The organism is Nocardia acidivorans NBRC 108247 (assembly GCF_001625085.1).
Lineage (GTDB): Bacteria > Actinomycetota > Actinomycetes > Mycobacteriales > Mycobacteriaceae > Nocardia > Nocardia acidivorans.
Map to the genome: position 1 here is coordinate 1 of NZ_BDAW01000053.1, position 19,642 is coordinate 19,642.

18 protein-coding genes are annotated in these 19,642 nt (G+C 67.6%); 9 read left to right on the forward strand and 9 right to left on the reverse strand.

Annotated features, from left to right (window positions below; all coding sequences use genetic code 11):
* The first annotated feature begins 4 nt into the window (after positions 1-4).
* Positions 5-2,341 (forward strand): SbcC/MukB-like Walker B domain-containing protein, encoded by a 2,337-nt coding sequence (locus NA10_RS25510; protein ID WP_444980061.1) that lies wholly within the window; start codon positions 5-7, stop codon positions 2,339-2,341.
* Between the two features lie 70 nt (positions 2,342-2,411).
* On the opposite strand, the gene NA10_RS25515 is transcribed toward NA10_RS25510, so the two are convergent.
* The 4 genes from NA10_RS25515 to NA10_RS25530 form a co-directional block, all read right to left on the reverse strand.
* Positions 2,412-2,927, reverse strand: coding sequence for a methylated-DNA--[protein]-cysteine S-methyltransferase (locus NA10_RS25515; RefSeq protein ID WP_067572330.1), 516 nt, complete (start codon positions 2,925-2,927; stop codon positions 2,412-2,414).
* Positions 2,924-4,468 (reverse strand): DNA-3-methyladenine glycosylase 2 family protein, encoded by a 1,545-nt coding sequence (locus NA10_RS25520; protein WP_373862421.1) that lies wholly within the window; start codon positions 4,466-4,468, stop codon positions 2,924-2,926. The genes NA10_RS25515 and NA10_RS25520 overlap by 4 nt, the downstream gene beginning before the upstream one ends.
* A gap of 261 nt (positions 4,469-4,729) precedes the next feature.
* On the reverse strand, positions 4,730-4,969 hold the full coding sequence (locus NA10_RS25525) for a YbdD/YjiX family protein (RefSeq protein WP_067572334.1): 240 nt from the start codon (positions 4,967-4,969) through the stop codon (positions 4,730-4,732).
* 16 nt (positions 4,970-4,985) lie between these two features.
* Positions 4,986-7,322 (reverse strand): carbon starvation CstA family protein, encoded by a 2,337-nt coding sequence (locus NA10_RS25530; RefSeq protein ID WP_067572336.1) that lies wholly within the window; start codon positions 7,320-7,322, stop codon positions 4,986-4,988.
* Between the two features lie 408 nt (positions 7,323-7,730).
* Between NA10_RS25530 and NA10_RS25535 the strand changes: the two genes are divergently transcribed.
* The 3 genes from NA10_RS25535 to NA10_RS25545 are packed head-to-tail and all read left to right on the forward strand — an operon-like array spanning position 7,731 to position 10,845.
* Positions 7,731-9,050 (forward strand): ABC transporter substrate-binding protein, encoded by a 1,320-nt coding sequence (locus tag NA10_RS25535; protein WP_245677887.1) that lies wholly within the window; start codon positions 7,731-7,733, stop codon positions 9,048-9,050.
* Entirely contained in the window at positions 9,047-10,015 is a 969-nt protein-coding gene (locus NA10_RS25540; RefSeq protein WP_084515236.1) for a carbohydrate ABC transporter permease, read from the forward strand. The genes NA10_RS25535 and NA10_RS25540 overlap by 4 nt, the downstream gene beginning before the upstream one ends.
* Entirely contained in the window at positions 10,012-10,845 is an 834-nt protein-coding gene (locus tag NA10_RS25545) for a carbohydrate ABC transporter permease (RefSeq protein ID WP_067572338.1), read from the forward strand. The genes NA10_RS25540 and NA10_RS25545 overlap by 4 nt, the downstream gene beginning before the upstream one ends.
* A gap of 82 nt (positions 10,846-10,927) precedes the next feature.
* Here the strand turns inward: NA10_RS25545 and NA10_RS25550 are convergent, their stop codons facing one another.
* Positions 10,928-11,896 carry a helix-turn-helix transcriptional regulator gene (locus NA10_RS25550; RefSeq protein WP_067572363.1) on the reverse strand — a complete coding sequence of 323 codons (969 nt, stop codon included), beginning with the start codon at positions 11,894-11,896 and terminating at the stop codon, positions 10,928-10,930.
* Positions 11,897-11,997: 101 nt separating this feature from the next.
* Between NA10_RS25550 and NA10_RS25555 the strand changes: the two genes are divergently transcribed.
* The 3 genes from NA10_RS25555 to ychF all read left to right on the forward strand — a co-directional run bounded on the left by NA10_RS25555 (position 11,998) and on the right by ychF (position 15,160).
* Positions 11,998-12,627 carry a TIGR03086 family metal-binding protein gene (locus NA10_RS25555; RefSeq protein WP_067572340.1) on the forward strand — a complete coding sequence of 210 codons (630 nt, stop codon included), beginning with the start codon at positions 11,998-12,000 and terminating at the stop codon, positions 12,625-12,627.
* 80 nt (positions 12,628-12,707) lie between these two features.
* Positions 12,708-13,970 carry a GDSL-type esterase/lipase family protein gene (locus NA10_RS25560; protein WP_067572342.1) on the forward strand — a complete coding sequence of 421 codons (1,263 nt, stop codon included), beginning with the start codon at positions 12,708-12,710 and terminating at the stop codon, positions 13,968-13,970.
* A gap of 110 nt (positions 13,971-14,080) precedes the next feature.
* Positions 14,081-15,160 (forward strand): redox-regulated ATPase YchF, encoded by a 1,080-nt coding sequence (ychF, locus tag NA10_RS25565; protein ID WP_067572344.1) that lies wholly within the window; start codon positions 14,081-14,083, stop codon positions 15,158-15,160.
* Between the two features lie 306 nt (positions 15,161-15,466).
* Here the strand turns inward: ychF and NA10_RS25570 are convergent, their stop codons facing one another.
* Genes NA10_RS25570 through NA10_RS25580 form a run of 3 tightly spaced genes read right to left on the reverse strand, consistent with a single transcriptional unit; the run spans position 15,467 to position 17,231 of the window.
* Positions 15,467-16,456 carry an LGFP repeat-containing protein gene (locus NA10_RS25570; RefSeq protein WP_067572346.1) on the reverse strand — a complete coding sequence of 330 codons (990 nt, stop codon included), beginning with the start codon at positions 16,454-16,456 and terminating at the stop codon, positions 15,467-15,469.
* 39 nt (positions 16,457-16,495) lie between these two features.
* On the reverse strand, positions 16,496-16,756 hold the full coding sequence (locus tag NA10_RS25575; protein WP_067572348.1) for a hypothetical protein: 261 nt from the start codon (positions 16,754-16,756) through the stop codon (positions 16,496-16,498).
* A gap of 31 nt (positions 16,757-16,787) precedes the next feature.
* Entirely contained in the window at positions 16,788-17,231 is a 444-nt protein-coding gene (locus NA10_RS25580) for a PRC-barrel domain-containing protein (protein ID WP_067572349.1), read from the reverse strand.
* 477 nt (positions 17,232-17,708) lie between these two features.
* Here NA10_RS25580 and NA10_RS25585 point away from each other — a divergent pair, with 477 nt between their 5' ends.
* Both NA10_RS25585 and NA10_RS25590 read left to right on the forward strand, forming a co-directional pair.
* Positions 17,709-18,383 carry a GNAT family N-acetyltransferase gene (locus NA10_RS25585; RefSeq protein WP_067572350.1) on the forward strand — a complete coding sequence of 225 codons (675 nt, stop codon included), beginning with the start codon at positions 17,709-17,711 and terminating at the stop codon, positions 18,381-18,383.
* A gap of 154 nt (positions 18,384-18,537) precedes the next feature.
* Complete coding sequence (locus tag NA10_RS25590) at positions 18,538-19,059, forward strand: hypothetical protein (RefSeq protein WP_067572351.1); 522 nt, start codon at positions 18,538-18,540, stop codon at positions 19,057-19,059.
* Here NA10_RS25590 and NA10_RS25595 read toward each other — a convergent pair.
* Positions 19,002-19,559, reverse strand: a complete 558-nt coding sequence (locus NA10_RS25595) for an MmyB family transcriptional regulator (protein ID WP_067572352.1) — start codon at positions 19,557-19,559, stop codon at positions 19,002-19,004. The genes NA10_RS25590 and NA10_RS25595 overlap by 58 nt on opposite strands.
* Positions 19,560-19,642 lie beyond the last annotated feature (83 nt).

Genomic DNA, 19,642 nt, shown 5'->3' on the forward strand with positions numbered 1-19,642 from the left:
CGCGGTGACCCTGCGCCGCCGCGAGGACGAGGCCACCCGCGCCGCCGAGCACCTCGCCGCCCGGCTGCTCGAACCCGCCTCCGTCGAACTCGACGGAACCACTTGGGCGGCAACCGATCTCGCCACGACCGAGCTCTTGAACAGTGAATACGCGGGCGAACTAGAAGCGCTCGAGCCGCCGGAGCCGCTCGAGCGGGAGGCACCGTGGCCCGGTATGCCGGAAGACGCCGACCCGGCCACCGCGATCGGCGGCGCGGACGGTGATCACGGCTCGATGGAACCGGCGGTCGGACACTCCGAAACCGCCGGTGTGGCCCAGTCGCGCCCGGATGGATTCTCGCCGGATGCGCGCCGGTCCTCCGATGCGCTCGGTCGGCGAGGGCGTGGTTTGGAGGCTGCCGCGCAGCGGTGGAGTGCGCGGATGGGTGCGCTCGAGGAGGTGCGGGCCGACGCGGATTCGGCCAAACGGCTCATGGGGGAGTTGAAGCGGCTGCGCGGGGAGCAACAGGAGCTCTCGGGAGCGTTGACGACATTGACCGAGCGGCGCGGAAAGTTGCCGGAATCCATTGCGGGGGTGGAGATTCGGCTGCGCGAGGCGACCGATGCCGCGGCCGGACTGCCGGTGCTGGAGGCTGAGCGGGAACGGTTGAAGTCCGCCGCCAAGGCGGCGCTGGAGCTGGAGCTGCGACGAGGCGAGTTGGTCCGCGCGACAACGGCTTTCGAGTCGGCCCGGGTGAAGCATCTGGACGCGCGGGAGCATACCCTGGCGCTGCGGGAGCAGCGGCTGGCGGGGATGGCCGCGGAATTGGCCGGGGCCCTGGTGGATTCGGAGCCCTGTGCGGTCTGCGGATCGGCCGAACATCCCGCGCCCGCGCGGCGCACCACGCAGGCCGTATCGAAGCAGGCCGAGGAGACCGCGCTCGCCGCGGAACGGGCCGCCGAGGCCGCCCGCGATCGCGCCGGGCAACAGGTCACGGAGCTGGAGCGCACCATCGAAGTCCTGGTCGAGCGGGGCGGCGACGCCGATAAGGCCGAACTCGCGACCGAATTGGCCGAGGCCGAAACGCGCTGGGCCGCGGCGCGCGACCGGGCCAAGCAGGCCGACGGCCTGACCGCCGAATTGGAGCGGCTGCGCGCCGAGGACGCGCGGCTGCAAGACGAACTCCGCGACTGTGAAAGCCGTTCCAGCGCAACGCTGGAACGCGTCGTCGCCACCGACCGCAGGCTCGCCGAACTCACCGAGCGACTTACCACCGCCGCCGGTGCGGATGGCACGGTGGAGCGCCGCCGGGCTCGCCTCGACGCGCTCGTGTCGGGAGCAACGGCCGTTCGTGAGGCCCGCACCGAGGCAGCGCTGGCTCGCGAACAGGTCGCCTCGCTCGCCGTGCGCGTCGAAAAGCTCTCGTACGACGCCGGTTTGGTCGAGATGGCACCGCCGGTCATGGGCGAGACCGGACCCGACTACACCGTTCTGTCCGAGTACGCCCGCGCGGTCGACACCGCCTCCCGGACCGCTCAGCGCCAGGCCGATATCGAAGCCGAACTGATCGCCGCGGACCGTGCCCGCGCACACGCCGAGGCCGTGCTGGCCGAGCCGGAGATCCAGGCCGTGGCGGCGGTCGCCCCCGGCGATCTGGAAGCACTGGAAACCGCCGTCGCACAAGCACAATCGGATCTCGAGCGGGCCGTCTCCGCGCATACGGTGGCGATCCGGCGCGTGGAGCAACTGGAAGAGCTCTGCTCCCAGCTCTGGGCGGCGGTCGACCGCCTGGCCCCGATTCAGCGCGCCCACGACGAACTCGCCCGCCTCGCGGAGGTGGTCGCCGGTCGCGGCGAGAACAACCGCCGCATGTCGCTGCGCTCCTACGTCCTCGCGGCCCGACTCGAGGAGGTGGCCGTGGCCGGTTCGGTGCGCCTGCGCCGAATGTCCGGTGGCCGTTACGAATTCGTGCACACCGACGCGGCGGGTCCGCGCGGCCGCCGCGGTGGTCTCGGCCTCGACATCCGGGACGATTACACCGGGGCCATCCGCCCCGCGAAAACCCTCTCCGGCGGCGAAACCTTCATGGCCTCACTGGCTCTCGCGCTCGGCTTGGCCGATGTGGTGGCGGCGGAATCCGGTGGCCTGGTGCTGGACACCCTCTTCATCGACGAGGGCTTCGGCAGCCTCGACGCCGACACCCTCGACGCCGTCATGGGCGTCCTGGACGAACTCCGCTCGGGTGGCCGGGTAGTGGGCGTAGTCAGCCACGTAGACGAAATGCGCCAGCGCATCCCCAGCCGCCTACACGTCATCCGCACCCCCACCGGCTCCCACCTGGAAACCTCCCTCAGCGCCTGATCGGTGACGTGCATGTACTGACGCAGGGAAACATCGAGTGGACCCTGCGCCAGTACATGCACTTCGGTTGTCAGGCTTCGTGGTTCAGGAGCCAGCGCTTGACGTCCAGGCCCCAGCGGAAGCCGCCGAGGCTGCCGTCGGTGCGGATGACCCGGTGGCAGGGCACGAACAGGGCCGCGGCATTGCGGGCGCAGGCGTTCGCGGCGGCGCGGGTGGCCGCGGGGCGGCCGGAGGCCGAGGCGAAATCGGTGTAGGTGACCGGATCGCCCGCCGGAATCTTGCGCAGCACCTCCCAGGCGTGGACCAGGAAGGGACCCGAAATCTGGCGCACCGTAATCGAATCGATGATGGTCAGATCACCCGCGTGGTACGCCTCGACGGCCTTGGTGACTTGGCCCAACTCGGCGCGTTCGCGCAGTGCGGCCGGGCGCAGGGTCTGATGGATGAGGCCGCGCAGGTTCTGGGCATCGGCCGTCCAGCCCGCGGCCAGTACCGCCCCATCGGGGTCGACCAGCGCGGTGAACGGTCCCGCCGGGGTGCTGGCCGTGGCGAAATCGGCGGTGGCGGTGGTGTTTTGGGTATTCACGGTGCTGTTCTCACTTTCCGGGCGACAGATGCGCCATCGGGGGTGGCTGCGGGTGCGGCGAGCGCGTGCTTCCACATGTGCATGGTCAGATAGGAGCGCCAGGGGGCGAAGCGGGTGGTCTCGGCCAGGTCGATATCGAGCAGGGCCGCACCCCGGCGGACGATCAGATCGGAGGGCAGCAGAACATCCGGATCCGCGAGTAGTCGCATGGTGACGTAATCGGCGGTCCACGGCCCCACCCCGTCCAGGGCGAGCAGGTCACGGCGCAATTCGGAGGCGGTGCGCCCGGCGTGCAGCGCCAGCTCACCGTCCGCGATCGCCCGGGCCGCGGCCACGATGGCCTCGACTCGGCGCGCCGGTCCGGTCAGCACCTCCGCGCCGTGTTCGGCAATGGCGGCGGGGGTCGGGAACAGGTGCGAGATCGGTCCGGGAATGGATTCCCCGAGCGTCTGCACCAGCCGCGCGGTATGCGTATTCGCCGCCGCCACCGAGATCTGCTGACCGATCATGGTGCGCAGCAACAGTTCCGGTCCGTCGAGGCAGCCCGGAACCCGAATGCCCGGTGACAGCAGGGTGGATCGATCGACCGGTCTGTGACCGTTCGACAACGCTGTCGCCGAAGACGATGGCGTACCGGTCATTCCCGCCGCCAATGCCTCGTCGATGCCGATGGGATCGGCGTCCAGGTCGAGGAAGTGGCGCAGGCGGGCGACGGTAGGCGCCAGGTCGCGCATATCGTGCAGGGCCAGGGAGGCGCGCACGTGTCCGGGTTGGATGGACATGCGAATCGTGGTGTGGCCGTGCGGAGTTCGCAGGCTGCGGCTGTAGTGGCCGTCCTCCCAGAGTTCCAGTCCGGGCACGGCGTGCGAGGACAGGAACCACTCCAGCCAGGGCTTGTCCAGCGGTTCCCGATACGGAAGTCGCAGTGTCAGTTGGCCGTTCGTGGCGGGCAGGGTGTCGCCGTTGCGGCGTCGCGATTCATCCCGCAGGGTGGTCGGACTGACCGCGAACACCTCGCGCACGGTGTCGTTGAACTGCCGGATGCTCGCGAAGCCCGCCGCGAACGCGATATCCGACATGGACAGGTGCGTGGTCTGGATGAGCAGCCGGGCGGTGTGCGCCCGATGCGCCCGTGCCAGGGCCAGCGGTCCGGCCCCCAGTTCTGAGGTGAGCACCCGGGTCAGTTGGCGCTGGGAATAGCCGAGCGTATCGGCCAGGGCGGGCACCCCACCCCGTTCGATGACGCCGTCGGCGATCAATCGCATGGCCCTGGAGGCCAGGTCGGCGCGGGTATTCCACAGCGGTGAGCCGGGGGCCGCGTCGGGTAGGCAGCGTCGGCAGGCCCGGAAGCCGGACTGCTGTGCCGCCGCCGCGGTGGGCAGGAAGGTGACGTTGGCGGGTTTCGGTGTGATAGCCGGACAGGAAGGGCGGCAATAGATTCCGGTGGTGCGCACCGCGGTCACGAATTGCCCGTCGAAGCGGGCATCCCGGGTAGTCACGGCGCGGTAGCACCGCTCGAAGTCCAACTCTTTCGCACTCACAAGATCCACCATCGCAGCCCGGAGGAGCGTGCGCTAGCGGAAATCAGACGCTGGGGTCGGCGGGAAAAGGACATGCGGCGGCGAGCTGACTGCGCCGGGGTGCGGATCTCGGCCAAAAACATGCCGGGATGACGAAGGGGCCCTGCGCCGGGATGGCGAAGGGCGTTGCGCCGGGATGGCGAAGGGCCTTGCGCCGGGATGGCGAAGGGCCTTGCGCCGGGATGGTGAAGGGGCGTTGTGCCGGGATGGCGAAGGGGCGTCTCAGCAGCAGCGGTTGGCCGGGTTGCGGGCGGCTGCGTCGTGGCGGTCGCGCCAGTAGTCGCGTTCGCTGGGGACGGGGGCGTCCGGGTGTTGGAGGCGGAGGTGTTCGACGTAGCGCTGGTAGTCGTTACCGCCGAGGACGGCGTTGAACCACCAGATGACGGCGCGCACGGCGCGGACAACCGCGCGCCCCGCCGTCCGCAGCAGGTCTGCGGGCGACGGGGCGGTGGATTCGTTCATCGGAGTCACGTATGACTCAGTGCGCGTGCGCGGTGGCCGCGCCGGTGGGTTTGATCTTGCCTGCGGCGGCGAGCGCGTCCCACTCCTGCTGGACTTGCTTCTCCGCCTTGGTGGCGAGGAAGGAACTCGGCCCGAAGATCTTGGACGGTTCCTCCGGCGCTTCGGTGGTCTCCACCACGCCCTTGCGAATGGCGCGCAGGCACACCCACACGCCCACCGCGGCGACGATCAGCACCAGCACCGCGAACACGATCGAGAGCGTGCCCTGGATGAAGGTATTGCGAATCGTCTTGTCCAGGTTGTCGATCTGCGTCTGCAACGCCGCCGGATCCGCCACGCCCTTGGGCAGCTGCCCGGAGCTCTGGGCGGCCAGATACGCGTCCCGCTTCACGATGGTGTTGTGGTGCAGCGTCCAGTAGCCGATCTTCGGATCACCCGAGAAGATCTTCTGGAACGAGGCCGTCATGGTGACGACCAGATCCCAGACCAGCGGCAGCGCCGGAATCCAGGCCCATTTGACCAGGCCCTTCTTCACCACGATGGCCAGCACCACGGTCAGCGCGACCGCGGCCAGCAACTGGTTGGAGATACCGAACAGCGGGTACAGCGTATTGATGCCGCCCAGCGGATCGGTGACGCCCATGAGCAGTACCGAACCCCAGGCCGCGACCACGAGCGCCGAGCAGATCCAGGCGCCGGGCTGCCAGGAGGTCTCCTTGAACCGGCGGAACGGGCCACCCAGATTGCCGAGTGAATCCGAGAGCATGAACCGCGCCACCCGGGTGCCGGCGTCGATGGTGGTGAGGATGAACAGCGCCTCGAACATGATCGCGAAGTGGTACCAGAACGCCTTCAGTCCGGAGCCGCCGAACAGTTTGTGCAGCACCTCGGACATGCCGATGGCCAGTGTGGGCGCACCACCGGTACGCGAGACGATATTGCTCTCACCGATATCGGAGGCGGTCTGCTTCAGATCCGCCGCCGTGGTCGGATCACCGTGCAGGCCAAGGCTGTTCACGTAGGCGGCGGCCTTGTCCGCGCTGCCGCCGGTCACCGCCGGGCTGGCATTGATGGCGAAGTACAGGTGCTGATCGATGATGCTGGCGGTGATGATCGCCATGACCGCGACGAACGACTCCATCAGCATGCCGCCGTAGCCGATCATGCGCGCCTGCGACTGCTTGGCCAGCAGCTTGGGCGTGGTTCCGGAGGAGACCAGCGAGTGGAATCCCGACAGCGCACCGCAGGCGATGGTGATGAACAGGAACGGGAACAGATTGCCCGCGAAGGACGGGCCGTTGCTGTTGCCCGCGAACTGCGAGATGGCCGGGGCCTGCAACACCGGCATGGTGATCAGCACGCCGATGGCCAGCAGGCCGATGGTGCCGATCTTCATGAAGGTGGACAGGTAATCGCGCGGGGCGAGCAGCAGCCAGACCGGCAGCACCGAGGCGATGAAGCCGTAGATGATCAGCATCCAGGCGATGCTGGTCCCGGACAGCGTGAAAGCGTCACGGCCCCAAGAGGATCCGGCGACCCAGTTACCGGAGATGATGGCCAGCAACAGCAGCAGGAAACCCACCAGGGAGATCTCGCCGACCTTGCCCGGTCGCACGAAGCGCAGGTAGATGCCCATGAACAGGGCGATCGGAATGGTCATGGCGATGGAGAACACGCCCCACGGGCTGCCGCCCTCGAGTACGCCGGTCTTCGCATTCGGTGTTGCCGCAAGGGCATTCACCACCACGATGCCGAGCACGGCGAGCAGGATCATCATGATCACCAGTACGGCCACGATGGCGGCGACGCCGCCGACCACGCCGAGTTCGTCCCGCGCCATCTGCCCGAGGCTGCGGCCGCGTCGCTTCACCGACGCCCACAGCACCAGATAGTCCTGCACCGCACCGGCGAAGACGACGCCGACAATGATCCAGATGGTGCCCGGCAGATAACCCATCTGCGCGGCCAGAACCGGTCCGACCAGCGGGCCCGCACCGGCGATGGCGGCGAAGTGATGCCCGAACAGCACGCGGCGGTCCATCGGCATGTAGTCGCGGCCGTTCTCCAGCTCCTCGGCCGGAGTGGCGACGTCATCGCGCGGCTTGGTGATCTTCCATTCGATCAGTCGCGAATAGAACTGGTACGCCAGCACATACGTGCAGAGTGCGGCGATCACGATCCAGACGGCATTGACGTCTTCGCCGCGCATGAACGCGAGGATGGCCCAGGCGATCGCGCCAACGACGGCGATGGCGAGGAAGATGCCCTTTTTGGCGGGCGTGAGGGGCGTCCGGTCCACGACACCGACCGGAGGCAGGTCGGGGTCCGTCCGGAGGTATTCGATGGTCGCCATGCGACAACTCTCCCGTGCGGTACAGCGGATCTAACTGATTTCGAGCCCAACGTAGCGGAATCGACACGCCTGAAATGCGGCTTTCGAGAGCCGTTCATCAAGTGCCGAACCGACGGGTATGGGTGACCCGGTGGACGCTGTGTGCCGGGAGACGAGGTGACGCAATCCGGCTCGGGCTCCCGCGAGTCCGCGTGTTCTCCGCGTGTCGCAGGTTGCTCTCCGTATGCTGCCATGCTGATCTGAGACCTGGGCCACAGGGTCCGTGACCGGAGGAGACCCTCGTGACCGGGAGGTCGTTTCATTCATGCCCGTACCTTCGGCGCTGGATCGGTGCCGACGACCGATATGCGGCGAACGGTGGATTCGCTGCGGCAAACGGTCGGAAATCCGCGACGAACGGTTGGCCGCGTGTCCGGTGACACAGCCCTGTCCCGCCGGACATTGCTCGCGGGTGCGGCGGCCGCCGCGCTGGCGGGGACGGTCGCCGGGTGCGGCGGGGGTGACGACGATGCGGTCACCTTCTTCTTTCAGGCGCGGCCGCAGGAGGCGCGCTCCCGGCTCCTGATCATCGACGAGTTCCGGAAGCGGCGGCCCGATATCAAGATTCGGACCATCATGTCCGGGCCGGATCCGCTACAGCAGATGCTCACCTACTGCGCGGGCGGGAAGTGCCCGGACGTGTTGATGTCGTGGGAGCTGCTGTACGCCGGATTGGCCGAGCGCGGGGTGCTGGTGGATCTGCGCGAATTCCTCGACCGTGATCCGCGGTACGCCGCCGAGTCGGCGGCGGACGGGTATGCGCCGCTGCGGGATACCTTCCGTTGGCGGGGCGGGCAGTACGCGCTGCCGGAGCAGTGGTCGGGGGTATTCCTCTACTACAACCGAAAACTGTTCGAACAGGCGGGAATTCGACCGCCGCGCCGGTGGGCCGATGCCTGGTCGTTCGCCGAATTCCTCAGCGCCGCACAGGCACTCACGCATCGCGATACCGACGGCCGCGCCAAGCAGTGGGGTTTCGTCGACGCCTGGGTGCCCTATTTCTCCGCCGCCCTGTTCGGGATGAACAATGGCGCGGAGTGGTTCACCCCGCCGGTACGGCCCGAGCGCACCAATATCGGTGATCCGCGCTTCGCCGAGGGTCTACAGTTCTATGCCGATCTGGCGGTGCGGCACCTGGTGGCCCCGAGTGTCGGTGACCGGCAATCGGTTTCGGCCCAGGACCTGTTCCGGAGCGGCCGTGCGGCCATGCTCATGGGCGGGCACTGGCTGTACTCGGAGTTCACCGGGCGCGATGATCTCGACTTCGATGTCACCGTGCTGCCGGTCGGGCCGCACGGGGGACCGGGGGCGATCACCGATGTCGGCAGCACCGGCCTGTCCATCGCCGCCGCCAGTCCGCGCCGTGAACAGGCGTGGGAGTTCGTGAAATTCGCGACCGGACCGGAGGGCCAGGCGCTCATCGCCGCCTCCGGCCTCTTCGTGCCGGTCCTCGGATCCGCCATGCGCACACCGGGATTCGCGGCCGCTCATCGCGGCATCCGCAATCTGGAGGTCTTCACCGACGGCCCGGCAAGCTCGCGCCGGATGGCCGTCACACCCCAATGGGGCAAGGTGGAATCGCTCCTCGAACGCGGCTGTAATCGGGTGCTGCGCGGCGCGGCCACCGCCGATTCGCTGGCCGGACAGACCGCCACCGATATCGACGCACTGCTGCGGGCGGCGATATGACCGGGATCGAAACCCGGACGCCGCCGCGGCACGAGGAGCGACCCGCGCAGTCCGAGAAGCGGCGCGGCGCACCGGGCAGGTCCGCGCTGGCGCGGCGGCGGGCGCGCGCCGGAATACGGTTCGTCGCACCCAATCTGGCCGCGGTGGCGGTGTTTCTACTTTTCCCGCTGGGGTTCTCGCTGTATCTGAGCTTCCACTCGTGGGATCTGTTCAGTCCACCCCTGTTCGTGGGTGTGGATAACTATCGCAGGCTGTTCTCCGAGGATCCGCTGTTCTTCATCGCACTGCGCAATACCGCGGTTTTCACGCTGTCGACCTTGGTGCCGACCGTGCTGGTGAGCCTGGCCGTGGCCGGGCTGCTGAATCGGAAGCTGCGGGGGATAGGCATCTTTCGCACGATCGCCTTCCTGCCGCTGGTGGCTTCCACGGTGGCCATGGCCGTCGTCTTCCGCTTCGTCTTCGCCAGCGATGACGGGCTGGCCAATCTGTTCCTCGGCTGGTTCGGCCTCTCCCCGGTGCCGTGGCTGACCGATCCGGATTGGGCGCTGGTCTCGCTCAGTCTGGTGACCGTGTGGAAGAGCGTGCCGTTCGCGACCGTCATCCTGTTGGCCGCCATGCAGGGCGTGCCCGAAAACCTGTATGAGGCGGCGGAAATCGACGGCGCTGGACCGTTCCGGCGCTTCTGCTCCATCACCGTGCCGCTGATTCGCGGGGCGCTGTCCTTCGTCTTCGTCATCACCATTATCAATTCGGTGCAGGCGTTCGATCAGGCTTATGCGCTCACCGGTGGAAATGGTGGGCCGGAGACCGGCACCTACGTCCTGGGAATCATGCTGTTCCAGAACGCATTCCGCTTCTACGAGGTCGGTTACGCCTCGGCGCTGGCCTGGGTGATATTCGCTATCCTGCTGGTGCTCACGGTGATTCAGCTGCGTCTGTCGCGGCGGGCCGAGGCGGAGCTGTGAATCACTCCGCGAAGCGGGTTCTCCGCGTGTTGCTCATCTATATCGCATTGATCGCCGTGGCCTGGTGCGCGCTGGCCCCGATGCTGTGGGCGGTCTCGGCCTCGCTGAAATCCGAGGGTGAGCTCGTCGACCCGTCGGCGCTGCCCACGCATCCCCAATGGTCCAACTACACAGACGTTTTCGACGTCATCCCGCTCGGCCGTATGCTGCTCAATACCGCCGTCTACGCCCTCTGCGTGACGGCCGGTCAGGTCTTCTTCTGCTCCCTCGCCGGATATACCTTCGCGCGCTTGCGTTTTCCCGGTCGCGAGGCGCTGTTCCTCGCCTATCTGGCGACTCTCATGGTCCCGCTCACCGTCACCGTCATTCCGCAATTCCTGCTCATGCGCGCCTTCGGCTGGATGGACACCCCCTGGTCCATGATCGTCCCCGGCCTCTTCGGCAGCGCCTTCGGCACCTACCTCATGCGCCAGTTCTTCGCCACGCTCCCCATGGAATTGGAGGAGGCCGCCACCCTCGACGGCTGCACCCCCTGGCAGATCTACTGGCGCGTCCTGCTCCCGCACGCCCGCCCCGCCGTCATGGTCCTGGCCGTGCTCACCTGGATCACCGTCTGGAACGACTTCCTGTGGCCCCTGATCATGATCCAGCGCAACGAATACGCCACGGCTACCCTCGGTCTCATCCGCCTGCAGGGTCAATACACCACCGACTGGCCCCTCCTGATGGCCGCCGCCACCCTCATCCTGCTCCCCCTACTCCTGATCTACGCCATTGCCCAGCGCGCCTTCATCCGCGGCATAGCCATGTCCGGCCTCGGCGGCCGCTGATATATCGGTCAGATCGCGCAGCCCTGAATCGTCCGGCCCAGCATCGAATGATCCTGGCCGGTGTGGCGCTCGGTCGGCGGGGTCAATGCTCCGGGGGAGTGGCGGCTGCGTAGCGGCGGGCCAGGGTGCGTAGGTGCGTCACCAACTCGGGGGGATCGTCGACGCGGAAATCCATCATGAGCATGCTCAGGTAGATGGCGATGGTCTCCAATCTGTCCGCGCCCGTGAGGAGTAGGCAGGAGTGGTCGTCGAGGGGCTCCACCACGCCGACCGTCGGGTTGACGCGGGCGATCACCGTGTCGGCGGATTCCAGTACCGTCACGCGGGCGTGCACTTTCCAACCGGCGGAGGCGATTTCGCGCAGTACGAAGGCCACCAGGTCCGCCTCGGGGAGCGCGCGGACGGCGAATACGCGGCTCGTCCGCTCCACCTGCGATAGGTCGGCGACGGGAAGCGCACGCCAGGAATGGGTTTGGAGGCTGTAGGCGACCAGGAACCAGCGGCGCTGCCAGCTGATCAGCCGGTACGGTTCGAATTCCCGCTCACCCTCGGGCGAGGTGCTGCGCAGCGTGGTGGTGCCGCGAATCGCGGTGGCGATGGTGGTCAGCGTCTCCGCCGGAACCGGTGCGTCCGGTTCCTGGGACCCGGTGACCGCCGGACCCACCTCGGTACTGCTGCGCAGCGCATTCACCTTGTGCTGCAATCGTTTCGGCATGATTCGCTGCAATTTGGCGAGCGCCCGGGTAATGGTCGCATCGATATCCGCGACCCCCGTGCTGCCGTTCTCGGTGAGCCCCATGGCGACCGCCACCGCCACCGCCTCCTCGTCATCGAGCAGTAGCGGCGGCATAGTCGCGCCTTGACCGAGTCGATAGCCCCCGATCGGACCGCGTTCGGCATGTACCGGATAGCCGAGTTCACGCAGTCGAGCGATGTCCTGGCGCAGCGTGCGATCGGTGACCGCGAGGCGTTCGGCCAGCTCGCGACCGGTATGCGTGCGATCTTGCAGCAGCGACAGCAACCGCAGCAGGCGGGTTGTGGTCGAGGTCACACCCACCTCCTCGGAATCGGCGCATTTATTAGGAAGAAAATTAGCCTAATCGCCTCATACCTTTATCTCAACGGAATGAAACAACCTGAGAGGCAAGAACAATGAGCGCCGATTCGCACACCACCGCCACCCCCGCCGTCCTGCTCGCCCCGGTCTGGCGCGATGTGCTGGCCACCTCCTACCGCGCCCTCACCGACGCCGTCGCCGGAGTCGCCGACGACCAATGGCAGCTCGCCACCCCCTGCTCGGACTGGACCGTCACCCAGGTCCTCCAGCACGCCGCCGGTGATCAGCTCGCCTACGCCAAATTCCTCGGCATCGGCGACGGCCCCACCTACGACCCCTTCTCCCCGTCCGGCACCCTCGAGGGCACCCCGGCGGCCTTGGTCGCCGCCGCGGTCGAGGAGACCGCCGCGGCCTGGGCCACCGTCGCCGACGATGCCGAGACCGTCCCCACCCCGCTGCCGCACGGTGAACTCCCCACCCCGGTCGCCGCCGTCATGTGCGCCCTCGACGCCGCCGTGCACGCCTGGGATATCGCCATCGCCACCGGACAGCCCTCCCCGCTCACCGAGGAGTTGGCCGGGCATCTGCTCACCGCCTCGCGCGGACTGGTGGAGCCGCTGCGGCAGTGGGGCGCGTTCGCCGCGGTCGTCGAATCCGATTCCGCGAGCGCCACTCCCGTCGCCGATGAGCTGCTCGGATACCTCGGTCGCGCGCCGCGCGCCTGAATCGCCACGAGAATTCGGCGACTCGGTGCAAAGGTGGTGCACATGCGTGGTGTCGATTTCGCCGATACGGTCCGAGGCCTATGAGGCGGAACGCCGTGCGTGTCATCGCCGCCCTGATCACCGGATTCCTCGTAGTCGCCGCCGCCGCTGCCGCCGCCCCGGTTCCCGCTCCGGGCTGGCGGCCGGTGTGGGTCAGCGCGATGCAGCGACCGGGCGACAGCTTCGCGCCCAACTGGTCCGGTGTCGGATTCGGGAATCAGACTGTGCGCCAGGTGATTCGGGTCAGCAGCGCGGGATCGCTGCTGCGGCTGCGGTTGTCGAACAGATTCGGTGCGCGGCCGCTGCGCGTGACGGGTGCGACCATCGCGCGCAGCGCGGGTGGTGCGGTGGTCCGGCCGGATAGCTTGCGGCCGTTGACGATCGAGGGCAAGACCGCGTTCCAGATCGAGGCGGGCTCGGACGCGGTCACCGATTCGATCATCATGCCGGTCGCGGCGCTGGAGAGGCTGGCGGTGACGCTGTACTTCGCCGACGCCACCGGTCCCGCGACGTTTCACGCTCAGGCGCAGAACACGTCGTATCTGGCGTGGGACGACCACCGAACCGACCCGATGGGCAATGCCTTCACCGTGAACTCCTCCTCCTGGTACTACCTGACCGCGGTGGAGATCGAGGATCCGCGCCCGAGCCGGGCGACGGTGGCGCTGTTCGGGGACTCCTTCACCGAGGGTGTCGGCTCCACCTACGACGCACACCACACCTATCCGGACGAGCTGACCGAAGGCTTTGTCGCGCAGGGTAAATCGCGTCCGGTGCTGAATCTCGGCATCGGCGGCAACTGCCTGACCGTGGATTCGCCATGGCTGGGGGACAGCGGGCTGACCCGTTTCGGCCGGGACGTGCTGGATCAGCGGGGAGTCGGCACGGTGGTGATTCTGGAGGGCATCAACGACATCTGGCTCAATGGCGCGACCATCGCCCTGGGCGCGCCGGTGCAGGGCGCCTCCGCCGAACAGTTGATCACCGGTTTCCGCACCCTCATCGCGCAGGCGCACGGCGCGGGTCTGCGGGTGGTCGGCGCGACCATTCTGCCCGCTGCCGGTTCCCTGTTCGTCGGTGGTGATCGGGCCCGCTATGCCGAACGTGAGCGGGTTCGCACGACGGTCAACGGCTGGATTCTCGGCTCGGGTGAGTACGACGCCGTGGTGGACTCCGCCGCGGCGCTGGCCGATCCCGCCGATCGTGACCGCCTCGCCCCCGCGTTCGACAGCGGGGATCATCTGCACCCCAACGATGCCGGATACGCCGCCCTGGCGGCGGCCGTGGCCGCCGTCCTGAACTGATCCGTCAGGCCCGCAGCCGGCTTCGATCCGTGGTCCGGCGCGGACCCGGCCCGGGGCGGACGCGGCCCGGGTCCGTTCGGTCGCAAGTGCGCAGGTAAACTCTCGTTCTCGTGAGTCTCACCCTTGGAATCGTCGGCCTGCCCAACGTCGGAAAGTCGACGCTCTTCAACGCGCTGACCCGCAATGACGTGCTGGCGGCGAACTACCCGTTCGCCACCATCGAGCCGAATACCGGCGTCGTTCCGCTGCCCGATCCGAGGTTGGCCAAGCTCGCCGAAATCTTCGGCTCCGAGCGCCAACTGCCCGCCGTGGTGACGTTCGTCGATATCGCGGGCATCGTCAAGGGCGCCTCCGAGGGCGAGGGCCTGGGCAATAAGTTCCTCGCCAATATCCGTGAGGCCGACGCCATCTGCCAGGTCGTGCGCGTCTTCGCCGACAGCGATGTGGTGCACGTGGACGGCAAGGTCGATCCCCTCGCCGATATCGAGGTCATCGAAACCGAGCTGATCCTCGCCGATATGCAGACCCTGGAGAAGGCGGTCGTCCGCCTCGAGAAGGAAGCCCGCATCAAGAAGGACCGCAAGCCGGTCGCCGATGCCGCCGTCCAGGCACAGGCCATCCTCAACAGCGGCCGCACCCTCTTCGCCGCCCAGAAGGAGCTCGATGTCGAACTCCTGAAGGAACTTTCGCTCCTGACCATCAAGCCGTTCCTCTACGTCTTCAACGCCGACGAGGCCGTCCTCACCGACGAGGCCAAGAAGGCTGAGCTGAAGGCCGCCGTCGCCCCCGCCGACGCCGTCTTCCTCGACGCCAAGATCGAATCCGAGCTCATCGAACTCGACGACGAATCGGCCCTCGAACTCCTGGAATCCATCGGCCAATCCGAGCCCGGCCTGCATGCCCTGGCCCGCGCCGGCTTCCACACCCTCGGCCTGCAGACCTACCTCACCGCAGGCCCCAAGGAATCCCGAGCCTGGACCATCCACCAGGGCGACACCGCCCCCAAAGCCGCCGGCGTAATCCACACCGACTTCGAACGCGGCTTCATCAAGGCCGAAATCGTCGCCTACAACGACCTCGTCGAAGCCGGTTCCATGGCCGCCGCCAAAGCCGCGGGCAAGGTCCGCATCGAAGGCAAGGACTACGTCATGGCCGACGGCGACGTCGTCGAATTCCGCTTCAACGTCTGATCCGCCGCGGACCAGCTCCGCGAAGATCCGAGCCCCGTCCGACTTCGGATGGGGCTCAGTCGTTTTCGTGGCCGACCGAATGAGTGGAGTGATGAAAGGGCTGGGTGCGCTCGAGAGTCAGGTGATGCTGTTCGAGAACGCTGGGGCGACCACACCTTCGACATCAACACCGACGGCACCGCCATCTACGCCGCCTGACGAGGCCCGTCCGAGTCCTGGGCGACCCCGAGATCATGACCGATGTCTTCCACGGCGCGGAGGAAAGTGCGGGGCGGGCAGTCATTTTCGACGGCCCGCCCCGCGGGCTCACACTCCGCCCGGACGCGGAATACCGCGGGCGAGTTCGGCGGCGCTCGCCAGATGCGAACCGGCACGGCGCATCTGGGCAGCGGCGGTGGTTCCGGCCGCCGCCGAGCTGCCGTAGGCCGCGCGGGTACCGGATGATCCGGTCGCCGAATTCCGGGCCGCACGCGTGCCCTTGGTGAGCATTGCCGCCAGACCGCCGGCTACGGCCGCGACGGCCAGGCCGATGGGCAATGCCCACCACTTGGTGGCCGAACTGGAATCGCTTGCCGCCACACCGGATTCGGGTGCCGGAGTGGCCACCACCGCACCGCCCGGGGCCGCGCCCGGCACGGAGACGTCCAGACCGCTCAATTGGCCGGCGATTTCCGGTGGCGCGGTGACGAATCCGTCCGCGGCACTCCAGCTGATATCCACGGGCGTGCCGTTCTGGCCCGCGAAGCGCTGGGTGTAGACACCGTTCGCGACCGTGGTGTCCGAGATGGGCGCACCCATCATGCCGTCGGTGGCGTGCAGATGCGACCAGGCGGTGCGGATCGGGCCGCGCACCAGCCAGGCCCCGTGCTGCGGACTCCACTCGATGGTCGCCCCGTCGGGTGCGGAGAACTCGCTGTAGCGCGCGGTGCCCGCGACCGGTGCATCGGATTCGTCATTGGTCGGATAGCCCAGACCGGCATCGGCCCCGCCCAGCGCCAGGTACTTGTCGAGGATGGCGCCGTACATCACCTTGGCCCCGGTCTCGGGGGAGTAGATCATCTTGCCGCCCTGGAAATCCTGTGCGGTGCCGTCCGATCCGAAGGCGTACACCTCGCCGACCTTCTGGCCCAGCGGCGTATTCGCGCCGCCCTTCTCGTTGTAGTGCGCGTCGATGGCGGCCCCCGCGCCGGCGGGTTGCGCCATCGCCACCGGGCTCACCAGCAGGCCCAGACCCGCGGCGGCGAACAGTCCGAATGCCGCACCGGCGGCGAAAACCGAGTTCTTCCAACGTGTCATGAGAGCTCCTTGTCAGAGTCGTCCACGATGGTGGGCGAGTCAGCGAATCTCGCCTGCCTTGGGCCGGGTCGCGAAGCCGGTGATCGCCGAGAGCACCGCGCCGACGATGCCGCCGCCGGCGACCTGCGCCAGAATCTGTCCGAAGTCCAATCCGCCGGACGTCGCGGCCTGGATGATGACGCCGGTGATACCGCCGCCCACCGCGCCGAGACCGCCGTTGACCACGGGGCCGAGCGGATTCTTCGACCCGCCGACGCCACCTCCGACCACGCCGCCGAGTAAACCGAGCAGCCATTCCATAGCAACTCCTCCTCGTAGTATCGGATCGAAGTTATGTCCGGTAGTCGTTTTCGTCACGCATACGGCGGGCTTCCGCGGTCCCGTAGGTCATGGGTTCCTCGGTACCCGTCTGAATCCGCTGGCGCCCAGCGGTATTCGTGGTGGTCATCCCGGCGCTGCGGCGCTGACCGCTGCTGTAGTAGGCCATCAGCTGCTGTTCGGACCGCGGGTCGATGCCCCCGTCCCGCTCGAGATGCGGCGCGGTGCGGATCTGCTCCTTGGCATAGGGCACCCGCAGACTCATATCGTCGGTGCCGTAACCGGCCCCTTCGAGCGGAATCAAGGTGGGTGCGCGGCCGCCCTCACCCGCCATCGCCACCCAGGTCGGGACCCCGGACTCATTGTCGAGGTAGAAATTCTCCACCCGCCCGATCGCCTCTCCGGCCCTGTCGTAGACGGTGGCGCCGATCAGTTGTTCCAGGCTGGGGTTCGTCATGTTCTCTCCTTACTGAATTCAGGAATGACTGACGGAAAACGCGATGCGATCAGCGGGTACCCGTGATCGACGCTAACAAACTGGCAGCAATCGACATTTTAGAATCAGTTGCACGTCGGCGCGTTGAAATCGTTATTTCTCTATTGCTGAACGTTAACTGAACGTTAGGAATGGGCGGTGCCCACCGGGGCTCCCTGTCGCCGTCCGGGAGTACTCGGCACGGGACTGAAAGCGTGGCCGTGACCGGGGGATCCGACCGGTTCGCCCGGCGCGGAAACACCTCCGGCGCGACACGCTCAGCGGCGGATTGAATTTGCGCGCAGCCTGCCTTGCTGTGCGGCCTTGTTCCGCTATCGTTCATCGCACTGTTCGATGCTGCTACTGGCGCGCCAAGGCTGATTCGTCGATTCCGGAGCACACGGCCGGTGCGGCACTGTCCGAAGCGGGCCCCGACCGTCTCCGAAAGATCGAGGGAACGTGCCTGTACCCCTTACTCTGACCGGCCGTCTGGTCCGGCTGGAACCCCTTGCGCCGCAGCATGCTTCGGGTATAGCGGAGGCAGCGGCGGGAAATCGTGACGAATACGCGTTCACCCCCGTCCCGCAAGGGGTGGACGAGTCGCTCGAGTATGTGGCGCAGGCGCTGGCCGGGCATGCCGCCGGGACATCGCTGGCATTCGCCATCATCGGGGTCGCCAGCGGGCGGGTGCTGGGGTCGACCCGGTTCACCAGATTCGACTATTGGCAGGGGCCGCTGGTGTGGCCCCTGGTGCACGGGCTCCCGCCGGGAGATCCCCTGATGGCGGTGCCCGATGCCGCCGAGATCGGGAACACCTGGCTGTCGCCGCAGGCGCGCGGGACCGGCATCAACCTGGAGTCCAAGATGCTGCTGTTGCAGCACGCCTTCGAGACCTGGCGGGTGCGTCGCATCAGCATGCGTGCCGATGTGCGAAACCACCGCTCCCGCTTGGCGATCGAGCGACTCGGCGCGACCAGCGACGGCGTGCGCCGGGCGCATTCGCGCGGACTCGACGGTGAGGTGCGCAGTACCGCCTTCTACTCGATTCTGGACGAGGAGTGGCCGATCGTCCGCGCCACCATCGAGGGTCAGTTCAGTGCGCGGCCGGTGCGCAACAGACTGATCGACGCCTAGATTCGCGACTATAATTCCGAATGTCGCATTGGTCGGCCGTCGAGGAGATCTCTCCGAGTCAGGTGACTCGACGGTCGGCGGCACTTCGGAGCGCAAGTCAGCAACCGGGCGCGGGGTCGCTCAGCGCGACCCCTCTTTCTCGAGGGAGAGGCGCATGCCCGACCCCATGGCCACCAAGGTCTATCTCGCCGACAGGGTATCGGGCTCTCCCGCGCTCACCCTGTTCCTGGTTCCCGATCCACGCGTCGCCGGCGGCAGCATGCTGCACCTGCTCGAACAAGCCCCGCTGACCGGCCGCATACCGCGCCCCAACGCCACCCTGGTGGACTGGCTGCAGGTGCACGGCTCACCGGCGGTCCGCACCCGATTCCTGGCCTTCGGCCCCGGCACCCGCGATCCCGTGCGGACGCGCACGGTGCTGCGCGATCACTTCATCGCCGATCCCGCCCCGATGGGTCTGGACCTCGACGATCCCGAGGAGATCACCCGGCTCTCGCTGCTACCCGAACATCAGCTCGGCGCGCGCCGAATCGACGACTTCCACGATGCGGCGGTCCGCACCGCCATGCTCGCGGTCTACCGGCATTTCGGCGTGGACCGCCGCATACCGCTCATGTATCACGGATTCGCCGAGCCCGAGGACGGCTGGTTCGAGGAGCCCGCGGCCGAGGCGTGAGCCCGCTCGGCCTCGGGTGAGGAGTCGAAGGGCACCACGGTGAGCAGCCACCAGGGCCGCCGTGGTGAGTGGAATTGGAAGGTCTGCACATACATCCGATGCTCGGCCCGAGTCTCCGGCGCGCGCATGAGCATGGTGCGCTCGGCCCGGTCGTCGGGTGCGGCGGTGTTCTGCCACAGCCGATCCCATTCGGGCGCGCGTCGGCACAGCGTGCGGATCTCCTCGCGCCGTTCCGGTGTCACCAGTTCCGGGGCGCAGTCCCGGAAGGCCGACACCATGATCTGGGCCTCGGACTCCCAGTTGCTGAGCCGATAGCGGGACATGGGCTCGAGCATGATGGCGGTCAGGAGGTTCGCGCCGGGACCGGTGCCCGGAAAGAGTTTGCTGAAGGCGCTGTTCGCGGCCACTACGTCGAAGGCGCCGTCGTGCAGGCACGCCGGATGCGTAAGGCTGTGCAGCACCGCGAGATCGGCGGGCGGAGGCCGGGAGGGGTCGAACACCCTAGGCAGTGTGCGGTACAACTCTTGCGATTTTCTTCGTATCGGGTTAAGCCGGATCACAAGACTGGGTGTTGTCGCAGAAT

Coding starts and splice junctions, on each gene's coding strand:
- NA10_RS25555 (WP_067572340.1), top strand. CDS start 11,998: ATGAGCGCCGATTCGCACACCACCGCCACCCCCGCCGTCCTGCTCGCC.
- NA10_RS25525 (WP_067572334.1), bottom strand. CDS start 4,969: ATGAACGAATCCACCGCCCCGTCGCCCGCAGACCTGCTGCGGACGGCG.
- NA10_RS25575 (WP_067572348.1), bottom strand. CDS start 16,756: ATGGAATGGCTGCTCGGTTTACTCGGCGGCGTGGTCGGAGGTGGCGTC.
- NA10_RS25590 (WP_067572351.1), top strand. CDS start 18,538: ATGCCCGACCCCATGGCCACCAAGGTCTATCTCGCCGACAGGGTATCG.
- NA10_RS25540 (WP_084515236.1), top strand. CDS start 9,047: ATGACCGGGATCGAAACCCGGACGCCGCCGCGGCACGAGGAGCGACCC.
- NA10_RS25580 (WP_067572349.1), bottom strand. CDS start 17,231: ATGACGAACCCCAGCCTGGAACAACTGATCGGCGCCACCGTCTACGAC.
- NA10_RS25570 (WP_067572346.1), bottom strand. CDS start 16,456: ATGACACGTTGGAAGAACTCGGTTTTCGCCGCCGGTGCGGCATTCGGA.
- NA10_RS25560 (WP_067572342.1), top strand. CDS start 12,708: ATGAGGCGGAACGCCGTGCGTGTCATCGCCGCCCTGATCACCGGATTC.
- NA10_RS25530 (WP_067572336.1), bottom strand. CDS start 7,322: ATGGCGACCATCGAATACCTCCGGACGGACCCCGACCTGCCTCCGGTC.